The organism is Pandoraea oxalativorans (assembly GCF_000972785.3).
Lineage (GTDB): Bacteria > Pseudomonadota > Gammaproteobacteria > Burkholderiales > Burkholderiaceae > Pandoraea > Pandoraea oxalativorans.
Genome location: NZ_CP011253.3, coordinates 63,068 through 76,480, shown reverse-complemented (window position 1 = coordinate 76,480; position 13,413 = coordinate 63,068). Strand labels below are relative to the sequence as shown.

At 63.8% G+C, this 13,413-nt stretch carries 11 protein-coding genes and 2 pseudogenes; 6 read left to right on the top strand and 7 right to left on the bottom strand.

Annotated elements, in window-relative coordinates; genetic code table 11:
- Window positions 1–93: 93 nt before the first annotated feature.
- Window positions 94–1,329, bottom strand: a complete 1,236-nt coding sequence (locus MB84_RS00320) for an MFS transporter (protein WP_046290307.1) — start codon at window positions 1,327–1,329, stop codon at window positions 94–96.
- A gap of 443 nt (window positions 1,330–1,772) precedes the next feature.
- On the opposite strand from MB84_RS00320, the gene MB84_RS00315 reads away from it, so the two are divergent.
- On the top strand, window positions 1,773–3,386 hold the full coding sequence (locus MB84_RS00315; protein ID WP_052652808.1) for an EAL domain-containing protein: 1,614 nt from the start codon (window positions 1,773–1,775) through the stop codon (window positions 3,384–3,386).
- Window positions 3,387–3,483: 97 nt separating this feature from the next.
- Here MB84_RS00315 and MB84_RS00310 read toward each other — a convergent pair whose 3' ends face one another.
- Complete coding sequence (locus MB84_RS00310; protein WP_157122595.1) at window positions 3,484–3,756, bottom strand: hypothetical protein; 273 nt, start codon at window positions 3,754–3,756, stop codon at window positions 3,484–3,486.
- A 272-nt stretch (window positions 3,757–4,028) separates the two neighbouring features.
- Here MB84_RS00310 and MB84_RS00305 point away from each other — a divergent pair, with 272 nt between their 5' ends.
- Complete coding sequence (locus MB84_RS00305) at window positions 4,029–4,880, top strand: TOBE domain-containing protein (RefSeq protein WP_046290305.1); 852 nt, start codon at window positions 4,029–4,031, stop codon at window positions 4,878–4,880.
- 52 nt (window positions 4,881–4,932) lie between these two features.
- On the opposite strand, the gene MB84_RS00300 is transcribed toward MB84_RS00305, so the two are convergent.
- Window positions 4,933–6,126, bottom strand: coding sequence for an MFS transporter (locus MB84_RS00300; RefSeq protein ID WP_046290304.1), 1,194 nt, complete (start codon window positions 6,124–6,126; stop codon window positions 4,933–4,935).
- A gap of 213 nt (window positions 6,127–6,339) precedes the next feature.
- On the opposite strand from MB84_RS00300, the gene MB84_RS00295 reads away from it, so the two are divergent.
- Window positions 6,340–7,251, top strand: a complete 912-nt coding sequence (locus MB84_RS00295) for a LysR family transcriptional regulator (RefSeq protein WP_046290303.1) — start codon at window positions 6,340–6,342, stop codon at window positions 7,249–7,251.
- A 21-nt stretch (window positions 7,252–7,272) separates the two neighbouring features.
- Here the strand turns inward: MB84_RS00295 and MB84_RS00290 are convergent.
- A pseudogene (locus MB84_RS00290) lies at window positions 7,273–8,619 on the bottom strand (MFS transporter).
- 267 nt (window positions 8,620–8,886) lie between these two features.
- Here MB84_RS00290 and MB84_RS00285 point away from each other — a divergent pair.
- Both MB84_RS00285 and MB84_RS00280 read left to right on the top strand, forming a co-directional pair.
- Window positions 8,887–9,786, top strand: a pseudogene (locus MB84_RS00285) (LysR family transcriptional regulator).
- Window positions 9,787–9,834: 48 nt separating this feature from the next.
- Window positions 9,835–10,218, top strand: a complete 384-nt coding sequence (locus MB84_RS00280) for a hypothetical protein (protein ID WP_039394469.1) — start codon at window positions 9,835–9,837, stop codon at window positions 10,216–10,218.
- Window positions 10,219–10,276: 58 nt separating this feature from the next.
- Here MB84_RS00280 and MB84_RS00275 read toward each other — a convergent pair whose 3' ends face one another.
- Window positions 10,277–10,642, bottom strand: coding sequence for a DUF2288 domain-containing protein (locus MB84_RS00275; RefSeq protein WP_046290302.1), 366 nt, complete (start codon window positions 10,640–10,642; stop codon window positions 10,277–10,279).
- A 145-nt stretch (window positions 10,643–10,787) separates the two neighbouring features.
- Between MB84_RS00275 and MB84_RS00270 the strand changes: the two genes are divergently transcribed.
- Window positions 10,788–11,210 carry a hypothetical protein gene (locus tag MB84_RS00270; protein ID WP_039394462.1) on the top strand — a complete coding sequence of 141 codons (423 nt, stop codon included), beginning with the start codon at window positions 10,788–10,790 and terminating at the stop codon, window positions 11,208–11,210.
- Window positions 11,211–11,317: 107 nt separating this feature from the next.
- Here the strand turns inward: MB84_RS00270 and MB84_RS00265 are convergent, their stop codons facing one another.
- Window positions 11,318–12,262, bottom strand: coding sequence for a DMT family transporter (locus tag MB84_RS00265; RefSeq protein ID WP_245725454.1), 945 nt, complete (start codon window positions 12,260–12,262; stop codon window positions 11,318–11,320).
- A gap of 197 nt (window positions 12,263–12,459) precedes the next feature.
- Window positions 12,460–13,173, bottom strand: coding sequence for a dipeptidase PepE (gene pepE / locus MB84_RS00260; protein ID WP_046290300.1), 714 nt, complete (start codon window positions 13,171–13,173; stop codon window positions 12,460–12,462).
- Between the last annotated feature and the right edge of the window lie 240 nt (window positions 13,174–13,413).

Below are 13,413 nucleotides of genomic sequence, written 5' to 3'. Positions count from 1 at the left end.
TCGCCGGTTCCGAGATGTCGGACCGGCGATTTTTTCAAGGTTGGACGATGCTGGCCGACGGCGTCTTGCCACACCGTCAGCCAGCCAGCGGCGTCACGCAGCCGCCGTCTTCTTGTGCCCTTCGACGTCCGGCAACAGGATCGTCACGATGCCGAGCAGCGGCAGATAGGCGCATACGTGATAGACGAAGTCGATGCTCGTCGTGTCGGCCAACTGGCCCAGCACCGCGGCGCCCACACCGCCCATCCCGAACGCGAAGCCGAAGAACAGCCCCGACACTGTGCCGACCTTGCCGGGCATCAGTTCCTGCGCATAGACCAGGATGGCCGAGAACGCCGACGCCAGAATCAGGCCGATCAGCACCGTCAGAATGCCGGTCCAGAACAGGTCGGCATACGGCAGCATCAGCGTGAAAGGCGCAGCGCCGAGGATCGAGCCCCAGATTACATACTTGCGGCCGATCTTGTCGCCCAGCGGACCGCCGATCATCGTGCCCGCCGCCACAGCGAACAGGAAGACGAACAGATGCACCTGTGCGCTTTGCACCGACACGTGGAATTTGCTGATCAGATAGAACGTGAAGTAGCTGCTGATGCTCGCAAGATAGAAGTACTTCGAGAAGATCAGCACCAGCAGAATGCCGATGGCGAACAGCACCTTGCCCCGCGACAGCTGCACGGTGCCGCCCCGTCGCGCGGCCTTCTTGCCTTGATTCGCGGCACGCTGCACGGCGTACCAGCGGCTCACGTGATACAGCACGAAGATCGCGACGAGCGCCGCCACCGAGAACCACGCCACGCTGCCCCGACCGTTGGGCACGATGATCAGCGCCGCCAGTAACGGCCCGAGCGACGAGCCGACATTACCGCCGACCTGGAAGAACGATTGCGCCATGCCGTGGCGTCCGCCCGAGGCCATGCGCGCCACGCGCGAGGACTCCGGATGGAACACCGACGAGCCCATGCCCACGAGCGCCGCCGCGACCAGCAGCATGCCGAAGTTCGGGGCGACCGCCAGCAGCAGCAGACCCACTAGCGTGAAGCCCATGCCGACCGGCAGCGAATACGGCTTCGGATGCTTGTCGGTGTACAGGCCCACGACCGGTTGCAGCAGCGATGCAGTGATCTGGTACGTCAGCGTGATCAGGCCGACCTGTCCGAAGCTCAGGTTGAAGCCGGACTTGAGCAGCGGGTAGATCGCGAGAATCAACGACTGGATCATGTCGTTGAGCAGGTGGGAGAAGCTGATCGCAGACAGCACGCGGAACGCTGTGCCCTGCGCCGCCGGTGTATGGGTACCGGGAAGGGACGTTGCAGGTTGACTCGACATGGGTTGAATTGACGTCTAAGGCTTGAGAAAACGGGTGCTGAGCGTCGGTATTCGGGCAAATTGATGCGAATTGACCGACCTATGCAGGGAAGTTGGGATTAATCCCAATTTCCGCCAGAAATTTAATGAGTGAAGTGTAGAGCATGCGTAAATCGTCGTTGCGCCAACTTTTGTCGCGATTACGCCATCCCAGTGTCACGCAAATTGCGGTAAGAACGCTCGCCGACGACGCTTCACAAGTCCGCGGGAAGCAGGCCGCGCGCCGGATCGGCAAGCGCCCTTCACGCCCATCTGCCGGGCGTTGTGCGGGTTTATCGGGGGTCGGACACCGTCGGGGATTCGTGTAGAGTCAATTGACGAGTTGTGCCGTGCAGCACGCGTGCACCGAAAAAATGCACCACAGCACACGTACGGCCCCACTCTTTCCTTGGTTGGCAGCGAACATGATTCAACACTCCAGAGTCGTGCAGTGGCTGGTGACCGGACTTGTCGTGGCGGTCACGCTTGCCGTCGTCCTTTTCCTGGGCTGGCTGCGCATTTATCACATGTCGCAGTCGGTGCTTCAGGAAGAAGCGGCCCGTCAGCGCGACGCGATCGAACGCATCGTCGCGCAGGCGGAACGTACGCTGCGTGGCGCTACCCCGTGGGTCGGCCGCTCGTGCAGCGAAGTCAGCACTTCGCTTCAGGCCACCGGCACCCTCAGTCCCTACTTCCGTTCTATCTGGCTCGTCTCACGTGGCCAGCTCTATTGCTCGTCGGTCGTTCGTTCGAGTGCGGCGCTCAACATGCCCCTCCCGGCGGACCTCGTGCCGATGTTGACGGGGACACGCACGTTGCTCGTGAGCGGCACCCCTTATGTACGTGAGACCCCCGCACTGGCGCTTTACGTGCCGACTTCGGCCACGGACGGCGTGCTCGGGTTCGTCGACGGCATTTACCTCACCGAGACGCTGCACAGCGTCAAGAGCAGCGATCTGGCGTGGACGGCCATGACGGTGGGCAACGTCGCGCTGACCTCGGAAGGTCCGCGGTTGGAATCGGCCGGTGTTGCGACGCGCGGGGCGCAGATTTCGCTCACGTCGGAACACTTCACGACGTCGCTGGCGGGCAGCCCGTCGCTGATGCGCTCGCTCGCCGCCAGCCAGGCACCGATCTTCCTGTCGTTTGGCGGCATCGTGGCGTTTTTGCTCGGTGTCCTGACCTTCCGTCATTTCGGGCCGGCGCAATTCATGAAGCGCCAGATCGCGCACGGCATCAGGCGCAACGAATTCAAGGTCTACTACCAGCCGGTCATGGAACTGGCCACTGGCCGTTGCGCGGGGGCCGAAGCGCTGATGCGCTGGCACCATCCCGTGGCCGGACTGGTGCGCCCGGACGCCTTCATCCCCATTGCCGAAGACAACGGACTGATCATCGAGCTGACGCGTTCGCTATTGCGCCAGATTCGCAACGACGTCGCCAGGGGCGCGCTGCCGCAGGGCTTTCACATCGGCATCAACCTCGCGGAACGGCATCTGCGCGACACCACGATCATTCACGACATCGAACGGTATTACGGCACGCTGAACAACACGTATCCGATGGTGGCCGAGATCACCGAGCGCTACGTGATTCGCGACACGGCCGCTGCGCGCAACGTGATGGCCGAGTTGCAGCGGCGCGGGATCGAAACGGCGCTTGACGACTTCGGGGCCGAAAACAACTCCATCGGGTATCTGAAGCGCTACGACTTCAACTATCTGAAGATCGACAAGGAATTCCTGCCCGTCACCGAAGACGACGTAGTCACGCGCAACATTTGCGACTCCATCATTCATCTGGCCGAGCGGCTGGATATGACGATCGTGGCGGAAGGGGTGGAGAACGAGATGCAGGCGAATTACCTGCGCGGGCACAACGTCACTTATGCGCAGGGCTATTTGTTCGCGCGGCCGATTGCGTTCGATGAGCTGGTGCAATACGCGATTGCGCACGCGGGCACGGGACTGACAGCCGTGAAGACCAGCGCTCCGACACGCGCGCCCATGGCGTCGCTAACGCCCCGCAAGGCAGGCTGAGCAAGCCACCCAGTACAAAAACGCCGGCCCCGTGACGATGACGGCTGACGCCGGTCGTCACCGGTCCGGCGTTTCTGCCAGACGGCACCGCAACCGGTCAGAAGACCAACTGCGGCATATTGCTGCGTGGCGCAGGTGCGGCCGCCGCGCGTGTGCTGTCCCGCATTTCGGCGCGCAACAACCACAATCGCTGCGCGACGAAACGTCTGAAGCGCATTTCACCCGCGGAGAAAGAGATTTGCATCTGATGTCGCTTGCCATTGGGCAGCGTGCGAACCAGACGATAGTATCGAGCCCCGTCAACCGTTTCCTTGATATTCCTGACGCGCATTATTTCACCCCGTTTCTGTTGTGTCAGGTGAGTAGGCACTTCACTTCGGTAAACGTCGCATTCCCGGTCATCCCGCTTGAGACTTGATGAAGACTTGAGTATTTCAGGTCTGAAGCATTACGAACCGGCTTGGGGGGGCATGCGGCAAAAATCAATGTAGAGGAGAAACGTCCCCCATTCGTCCCCCAAATGGACGTCTGAAGCGAGCTTCGTTGGTGCGCCGCAACAGTTCCCCGTCCAGCGGTCGTTCCCGCTGGTTCGCCCACCCTCTACAATGCGGCCACCCGCTGTGTTTGATCGAATAAATCATTATGGTTGCCGAACCTTCTTCAACGCCGGATAACGTTTTACGCAACGGAACAGGCGATGCCCTCCAGGTGAGCGGCTCGCTGTGGCTGCATCGCGGTAATTCGTCGCTGGGTGGCCAGGCGCGCATTGCGCTACTCGAACACATTGCGTCGCAAGGCTCGATCACGTCGGCCGCCAAGGCGGCGGGCATGAGCTACAAGGCGGCGTGGGACGCCGTCGATGCCATGAACCAGCTCGCCGGCGAACCGCTCGTCGAGCGCAGCACCGGCGGACGCGGCGGTGGCGGCACGCGACTCACCCCCCGCGGCGCGAAGCTGGTCGCGGCATTTCGCGCGGTGGAAGCGGCGCAGCAGCAGTTTCTGGCGCGCGTCGCGAACGATCTCGAACACTTCGACGAGCAATGGCCGGTCATCGCGCGGCTCGGCCTTCAGACCAGTGCGCGCAATCAGTTGCACGGAACGATCACGGCCATTCGGCGCTGCGGCGTGAACGACGAAGTAACGCTGACGTTGCCCGGTGGCGAAGCGATCACCGCGTCGCTCACCCATCACAGCACTCAAACGCTCGGGCTGGCGGTCGGCGCACAAGCGTTCGCGCTGATCAAAGCGCCGTGGATCGAGATTGCACGCGGCGCGGATCTCGCGGGGTTGCCCACGGCGAACCGGTTATCCGGCACTGTGGACACCGTCACCGACGACGCGGGTCAGGCGGAAGTGATTCTGGCGCTGCCCGGTGGCAGCCGTCTTGCTGCCGTCATGCCGCACGAAACGCTCAGCGCGCGCGGCCTCACGGCAGGCATCGGTGCCACGGCCGCATTCGCCGCCGCCAGTGTGATCATCGGCGTGATGGCGTGACGCCCATGGCAAAGGCCCGGCATGCCGGGCCTGCTTTCATGGCGCGTCGCCCTTACATCGCAGGGGTTTCGCAAACGGGTGCCGCCTGACGACCCGCGTCACGGCGATCCAGACGCAAGCTCAGCAGCGCGACGCCCACGCCCACCAGCGGCACCAACGCGGCCACCCAAGGCACGGCCGTCAATCCGGGGCCATGCTCGATGACGAAGCCGCCGAGCCACGCACCGATGGCGTTGCCGAGATTGAACGCGGCAATGTTGAAGCTCGACGCGAGACTCTCGCCAGCCCCCGACGCCTTTTCCATCACCCACAGTTGCAGCGGCGCGACCGTTGCGAACGCCGTCGCACCGAGCAGGGCCACGAACACGATGGCAAGCCAGTGCGAGTGCAGCGCGAACGTCATCAGTCCGAGCACGACCGAGAGCGACAGCAGGCTGCCCAGCACCGTGCGCACCACATGACGATCCGCGAGCTTGCCGCCCAGCAGATTGCCGACGACCAGACCACCGCCGAAGATCAGCAGAATCGGCGAGACCGCGCCTTCGGAGAAGCCCGTCACCGTCGTGAGCAACGGCGCGATGTACGTGAACACACCGAACACGCCCACCCATCCCAGCACGGTCGTCAGCAGCCCGAGCAGCACCGGGCGACGCGCCAGTGCACGCAAGTCCGCACGCCAGTCGCCAGCGTCTGCCAGGGCCGCGATCTTCGGCACGAACCGGGCGATCACGAGGAACGCGAGGGCGCCGATGACCGTCACGGCCCAGAAGCTGGCGCGCCAGCCGAAGTGCTGACCGAGCCACGTGCCGAACGGCACGCCGAGAATGTTGGCGACGGTCAGGCCCATGAACATCACCGCAATCGCCGACGCACGGCGTTCGCGCGGCACGAGGCCCGTCGCGACGACCGAGCCGACGCCGAAGAACGTGCCGTGTGCAAACGACGTCAGCACACGCGCCGCCATCAGCGCGCCATAGCTCGGCGCGAGTGCACAGGCGGCGTTGCCAATGGTGAAGATGGCCATGAGCACCAGCAGCACGGTCTTGCGCGGCCAGCGAGCGGTGGCGGTCGTCATGATGGGGGCGCCAACGACGACACCCAGCGCATAGCCGGAAATCAAGAGGCCGGCGGCCGCAATCGACACGCCGAAATCGGCGCCGACGTTGAGCAGCAGGCCCATGATCACGAATTCCGTCACGCCGATGCCAAAGGCACCGGCGGTCAGGGCATAAAGGGCGATAGGCACGGAAAACTCCTGTCTGAAAGACTGAATATCGGGGCGGGGCTCCGCCGTCGGATCGATGGACCGAATGCCTGGCTATCCGACGCGCGTGAACCGATGTGCGGAATATAGACGTCCCTTTATTGATGAAATAGACTGCGCAAAGGAAAATCATTTGTGACTTCAAGTCACAAGATCGCGCGAACACCGCCACCTCAAGAATCGAAGACACCTCCGATGGGCCGACAGGACGTCAACCGCTCAGGCGATATGGAAGTTTTTGCGCGGGTGGTGGAGTTGGGCGGCTTCTCGGCTGCGGCGCGTGCGTTGCACATGACACCGTCGGCCGTGAGCAAACTCGTCGCTCGGCTCGAAGGGCGGCTGGGCGCGCGACTCTTCAACCGCTCCACGCGTCGCTTGCAACTCACCCCGGAAGGCACCGCATTTCACGAGCGCGCATTGCGCGTGCTGGCCGACATCGACGCTGCCGAGCGCGAAGCGGCGGCGGGCGCAGTGCCGCGCGGTTTGCTGCGGGTGAATTCGAGTGTGCCTATCGGCACGCTGTATCTGCTGCCGGTCATTCCGGCATTTCTCGCGAAGTATCCCGAGATCCGGCTCGACCTGACGCTCACCGACACGGTCGTCGACCTGCTGTCGCAACGCGCCGATGTGGCCGTGCGTGCTGGCCCGTTGCGGGACTCACGGCTGGTGGCGCGTAAGCTCGGCGAGAGTCGCGTGCATGTGGTGGCGTCGCCCGACTACCTGGCGCGCAACGCGGCGCTGAAGACGCCGGCCGACCTGATCCGTCACAACGTCATGGCGTTCAATTTCGAGCGTCAGATTCAAGGATTGCCGTTCCTCGACGGCGCGGGCGGCGTCACGCTGTATCCGCCTGCTGGCAACGTGCTGGTCAGCGACGGTGAGACCATGCGCAAACTCGCACTCGAAGGGCTGGGACTCGCGCGTCACTCGCGATATCACGTCGACGCCGATCTGCGCGACGGCCGTCTCGTGACCGTGCTCGAAGACTACAACCCCGGCGATCTGGAACCGGTGCACGCCGTTTATGTGGGACAGGGCGGCCACTTGCCCGCCCGCGTCCGCGCGTTTCTCGACTTCCTTGTGGAACACGTGCACCTGCCTTGCTGACGTTTGCGTGCTGACGTGCGCTTACGTCGTCTTCACTTCGCGATGCGACCAGACGAACATCGGCCACGCGAGTGCTGCACAGACCACGCCCCCTGCCCAGACCAGTCCCCATCCACCCAGCGCGAGCAGCAGCGGAATCGCCAGCGGCGTGAGGAACATTGTCAGGAAGACGCCGGTGTTGCCGATGCCCAGCGCCGTGCCCGCGCGGGACGCCCCGGCAAGCGTGGCGAGTTCCGTGAAGGCCACGCCATGCCATGCCGACGCAACCACGCCACCGGCGATCAACAGCGCGATCATCACCGGCGTGCCGTGCGCGAGCCACTCGGGACGCATCGAAAGCAATCCCACCAGCGCCCCCAGCATCGCGAACACCACGCCGACCACCAGCGTGCAAGCGCGCAAGTAGGCGGGGCGGTTGCGACGCTTGTCGGTAAAACGTCCGCTCCACACACGAGTAATCGCGGCCCCCGTCTGCACGGCGCCCAGCGTGAGCGAAATTGTCAGCACGCTCGCATGGGCGAAATCATGCAGGAAGACCGTGCCGAAGGTGAGCACCGCAACTTGCGGCATGACGAGCACGGCCATGCCGAGCGCGGTGCTTAGCAGACGAGCGTCGCGCAATGGCGAGTATGTCGCGGCCGGGCGGCCGTTGGCGGTGGTCGCTGCGGGGCGCACCGCTTCGTGCGGCTCATCCGGCGGTTCGAGCAACCACAGCCATGCCATGACGGCCGCCGCCACGCACGCCACGGCCAACCCGATGAACACGGCGCTGAACCCGAAGTGGACCGCCGTTCCCGGCAATAGCAGCGCACCGATTCCGCCGCCCATCGGCACTGCGCATTGCCGCACGCTCATCGCCAGACCACGCTCGCTGTCGTGAAATCATCGCATCACGGCGCGCCCGCTCGAACCGTTCACGCTGCCGCCCAGCACGCCGATGGCCAGCATCCCGGCCGCGAGTATCGGCATCGACGGGACGAAGTGCGTCGTCGGCACCACCCACAGGCCGAGGCCGAGCAGCGCCGCCGCCGTCACCAGCAGTCCGACAAGCAATACCCGCCGGTCGCCCCATCGATCCGTGAGCATGCCCCACGGCAATTCCGAAACGGCAATGCCCAGACCGATCATGCCGAGCACGAGGCCGAGGTCGCCGTTGCCCAGTGCATAAGCGCTGCGCATCTGCACGGCCGTGGCGGGAATACCGCCCATCGCCGCCGCGAAACTGGCATTGGCCGCCACGCCAACGCCCAGCACCTTCCAGCGATGATTGCGATTGAGTTGTGGGGCGGCGGCCTCCGGGGCACGCGGCACAGCGGTGGCCGCAAGACGATTCGCCGCAGCAGGGGCAGAGCAAAGACGTTCGTTCATGAGTGACATGGTGCGCGGGGGGTGAACACGCGGCGCTGAAAAGGGAAAAGGGGGAAAGAGGGCGTCCGGGGGCGCGCACGCGTGGAAATCCGGACTTCATGCTCCGCATCCTACGGAGGTACAATCCATCGGAAAAGCGGGAAAACTCGATGACATATATCGTGTTTTCCGAATTAACTCCCGTAGCCCCCAAGTTTGACCCGCCTGGGGGGTACCGTGCACGCCCCGTGTTCGTCTCACGAATTGCCGTTCTACCGAGTTGCCGCCATGAATGCCCGCGCCTTCGATCTGACCCAGCTACGTACGTTTATCGCCATTCACGACGCCGGTAGCATTTCAGCCGCCGCCGAGCAGATCTTCCTGTCGCAATCGACCGTCAGCGAGCAACTCAAGAAGCTCGAAGAGCGGGCCGGACAGTCGCTGCTGGTCCGCTCGCGAAAGGGCATGCACGCCACGCCAGCGGGCACGCGCTTGCTCGCCTACGCCCGTCAGATCGCGGCGTTATCGGAAGCCGCGTTCGAAGACCTTCAGGGGGTGTTGCTCGACGGCGAGTTGCGCATCGCGATTACGGACTATTACCGTCCGCACGACGTCGCCCGCGTCCTCAAGCGATTCACGAGCCTCTATCCGCGTCTGCGCTTGCATGTGAGCGCCATGCAGAGTTCGCAGATCGAGCGCTCAGCCTTGACGGGCGAACATTTCGACGTGGGACTGGCGTTGCGGCTGATGTACGAGGACATCGACACCGGCGCGGCCGCCAATGACGCCCTCGGCAGCGCTTCGGCCACGCTGGTGCGTCGCGAGCGCCTGGTGTGGGCAATGGCGGCGACGTAGACCGCCCCCGTCGAGATGCCGCTGCCGCTCGTGACGCTCCCTCGCACGTGCGCATTGCAAACGCTCGTCGCGAGCGTGCTGGAACGGCATAGGGTGACGTACCGGGTATCGCATTCGGCAGCGGGGGTCGCAGGCATGCAGTTGGCGCTGGCTGCAGGGCTGGGGGTGTCCTGTTTGAATGAGTCGGCGCTCACGCCCGACCTGATCGTCTGCCCGCCGTCGCTGGGTCTGCCGCCGCTACCGCGCGCCGAATTCCACTTGCTGCCGGGACGCGCCGACGAAACCGACCTGATCCGGCATGCGCGCAATGCGCTGCTGCGACTGTTCGCGTGATACCTTTGCCGCTGATCTCGTTCTTGTCCGCTACTTGCGGTTGCCGTCATGCCGGAAGCCACACCCAATCAACCGATTCGTCTGAATTTCAACACCCGTCGCGCATTGCTGTTCGCGCTGACGGCAGAGCGTCTGTCGGCGTTTTACGAGCATGGGCAGTGGATGACGGACAAGCAGGGCGCGACGCTCGCGCAGATGTGGCTCTCGCGTTCCAAGTTGCAGTTGCCGCTGGACGAGCGCCGTTTGTTGTCGTCGTTGAGCGACGATTTCGCCCGCGAGCTTGCGGGTACGCTCTCACGCGAAGCCGGACTGTACACGGCGCATGAAATGACGGAATCGCTCGACGCAGACTATGCGTACGCGTCGGTGGTGGCGCAGGATCTGCTGGAAGACTGCACGCGGCGCCTCGTTGAAGCGGGCATCACGGAATAAGGCCGATCGCCCGCGAAAGTGCCGCTATTTGCGCGCAGAATGCTGCCTGACACGTTTGTCAGGTCTTGATGCCACGCTCTTGCACGAGCACCCACGGCGCGACGACGACGGCCCACAGTTCGGGCGCACGTGCGGCAAAATCGGCGGCCGTGTCGGCCTGCATGCGTTGCACCATGCCGGAGGTCAGCCATTGCGTGACGGTGGGTTTGTCGTCGTTGGCGACGGCTTCGGCGACCGAGACGAGGTCGACGCCGGGCGTGACGAACAGCAGAACGCCGCGCGCGAAGAACGACTCCAGATCCTTCCAGTCGATCTTGGCGGTTTCGCCGAGCAGGCGCAGATAGACGTCGCTGGGCTGCGTGGACGCATCGGAGGACGTGGCGGGGTTTGCGTCGGCGGAATCGGTGGGCTTGGCGGGGTTCATTACAGCGGCCAGTGAAGAAAACCCGCATTGTAATGCGCCCCGGCGAGCGCGACGGTGGTAGCATCGGAACCCCGCGCGCGGGCCGGTGTCGCAGTCACATGGCACGGCTGCCGCGAGGTGGCTAACGTTTTACCGAGGACCCCGCATGCCCAAACAAAAAACCGACCCCAAGCTCGAACAGGCCCTCACGCGCGGCGACCTCGCCATGCGCCAGATCAACTCCGCCCGTGCAACCGCGCTGCTGCGCTCGCTTGGCGAGATGATCGTGGCGGCGTCGGCGACGATCGGCGTCGAGGCAACGGTAGATGTGCCCAACGGCGACAAGGTCTACGATCCGGAAGACGGCGTCTGGCCGCAGGCACTCGTGGTGTCGTTCGACGGCCCCATCGAAGAGATGGACGAAGAAGAACTGCGTACGGTGCAGTTGATCGCCGACAAGCATCCCGAGACGTTCGTGGCGGTGTGGCACCGTGCGGACGGCAAGATCGGCCGTCAGGAAGCGCGTCCGCTCGCGATGGTCGCATTCCTGACCGACGTCGAAGTGCCCTGGCTCGACGACGACGCTTAAACGCTGCATCGAAGCCAACGAGGGATGGCGTCACGGCCATCGCTCACGATGCGCGCATCTGAAACCGCCGCCCTGGCTCACGCCGGGGCGGCGGTTTTGTTTGGGCGCTACCGACTCTTTGCGGCGTCCCGCGCCCCCGGGCGTGGGCATCGTTGCCAGACCGCAATCACGAGTCCTGTCGCGATCGCACTGGCACCGAGCAAACCGGTCTGGCTGAGCGCATCTCCGAAGACGAGGAAGCCGAACGTCGTGGCGAACAAAGGATCGCTCGTCTCGATGATCTGCACCTTGCTCGCCTGTCCGCGTGCCACGGCACGCGTCGTGAAATAAAAGCCGCCAATCGTCGGCAGCAGAATCAGCGCGCCCAGCGTCAACCACTGCCAGCCAACGGGCAGCGCGAATCCCTCCTGCATCAGCGGTATCGACAGAAATGCGCTTCCGAACCCGAACAGCCAGACTAGTTGCGGCAGTCCGGCACCGACGCGCAACGCCTTCGAGAAGAAGATGAAGAGGGCGTAGCCGCATCCACCGAGCAATGCCAGGACGATACCGTCCAAGGTCCCCGTCACACCGCCCTCGGCGAAACACATCACACCGACGCCCGCGACGATAGCCAGGAATGCCGCCCATTTCTGGCGAGTGATGCGCTCCCCGAGGCAGAGTCCGGAAAGGACGATGGTGGCCCCGCCAGCGGCGTAGGTCAGAAAGGAGACGAGCGGAATCGACGCCTGCGCGAACGCCTTCGTCTCGAAGAAATAAAGACAGAAGATGCCGAGAAACGATAGACAGGCAAAGCGCGGCCATCGGGAAGCAAGCGCCGCCGCCTGCTTGCGCAGCGCATGCGTACGGCCGCACAGGGCGAGCACGAGCACGAACGCGCCGAAGCACTTCCAGAACGCCATCGACGCCGACGTCGCCCCTTGCTCGAACCCGATGCGCGTCAACACCCCGATCGTCCCATTCAGACCGGCCGCCGCCAGCGCGCAGGCCTCGGAGCCCAATCGAGCTTCGGGCGCTTCGGTAGATTCGACACTGATATCTCTGTGCTCCACGATCCCCTCGATAAGCTGTGCGCTTCGGGGGGAAAGCGTCGCTAAGAAATTCGAGTCGGGATTGTGCCAGCGAATGCCCATCGGCTGACGCGACTTCAGCGCCGAACAAGCGATTTCGGAATTTACGGATGACGCTGCGCGCGGTACGTCATCCGTCGACGAAGGCGACGCAACGTCGACAACGCCGCCCTAAAAACTCAAATCGACGTCAGCGCAAACGTGCTGCCCGTGGCGATCTTGTCGACGGCGCCGCCCTGACGGAAATGCAGCGCGTCGAATTCGCCGAGCACCGTCGCATGGTCGCCGTGCACATGCAACGCTACGCCTTCCGGAATCGCAACGACGCTCTCGTCCGGATTGATCGCCAGATACTCCGCCAGACGTTCTTCACGCGACTCGCCGTTGTGTCCCGACGGCTTGCCACTGATGAAGTGCGGGTTCACCTGAAACGGCACCACGCCCAGCGCCTTGAGCGTCGGCGGTTCCACAATCGGCATGTCGTTCGTCGTGCGGATGGTCGGGCACACCACGTTCGCCCCCGCGCTCCATCCCACATACGGCATGCCCGCATTCAGCCGCTCACGCAGCAACCCCACGATGCCCGCGTTGTACATCCGGTCGAGCAACACGAACGTATTGCCGCCGCCGACCACCACCGCTTCCGCCTGCTCCACCGCCGCCCGCGCATCCTTGTGGTGATGGATCGACGTCAGTTCGTAACCGAATCGCTCGAACGACGGCTTCACGCGCGATTCGTACTCGTCGAAACTGAACGTGATGCCACCCGCGTACGGCACGAACAACACCCGCTTCGCGCGACCCTTGAGCACCGCATGCACCTGATCTTCCGCATGTTCCAGATAGCCCGACACGCCCTTGCGCGAACTGCTCATCATCAAGATCTGTTTCACGACTTCATGCCTCCCGGGCAAATGGTCTTTTGGGGGAAAGATCGAGTGTACCCGCCGCACGAACGATCAGATTCATATCGAAAGGAAACGCCGCACGGCATTCTCGACGTCACCCCTTCGTTTCTCATAAAGTGAAACGTCATACCGAATGCTGCAACTGCACACGGAAAATTGAGCATCGGCGGCAAAGCCTTATGGCGTCGATGTCATACGCAAACCCTTATCCCACCTATAAGCCGG

Excerpts from the sequence above, each read along its gene's own strand:
- MB84_RS00280 (WP_039394469.1), top strand. The coding sequence starts at position 9,835 with ATGCCGGAAGCCACACCCAATCAACCGATTCGTCTGAATTTCAACACC.
- MB84_RS00275 (WP_046290302.1), bottom strand. The coding sequence starts at position 10,642 with ATGAACCCCGCCAAGCCCACCGATTCCGCCGACGCAAACCCCGCCACG.
- MB84_RS00315 (WP_052652808.1), top strand. The coding sequence starts at position 1,773 with ATGATTCAACACTCCAGAGTCGTGCAGTGGCTGGTGACCGGACTTGTC.
- MB84_RS00295 (WP_046290303.1), top strand. The coding sequence starts at position 6,340 with ATGGGCCGACAGGACGTCAACCGCTCAGGCGATATGGAAGTTTTTGCG.
- MB84_RS00270 (WP_039394462.1), top strand. The coding sequence starts at position 10,788 with ATGCCCAAACAAAAAACCGACCCCAAGCTCGAACAGGCCCTCACGCGC.
- MB84_RS00320 (WP_046290307.1), bottom strand. The coding sequence starts at position 1,329 with ATGTCGAGTCAACCTGCAACGTCCCTTCCCGGTACCCATACACCGGCG.
- MB84_RS00305 (WP_046290305.1), top strand. The coding sequence starts at position 4,029 with ATGGTTGCCGAACCTTCTTCAACGCCGGATAACGTTTTACGCAACGGA.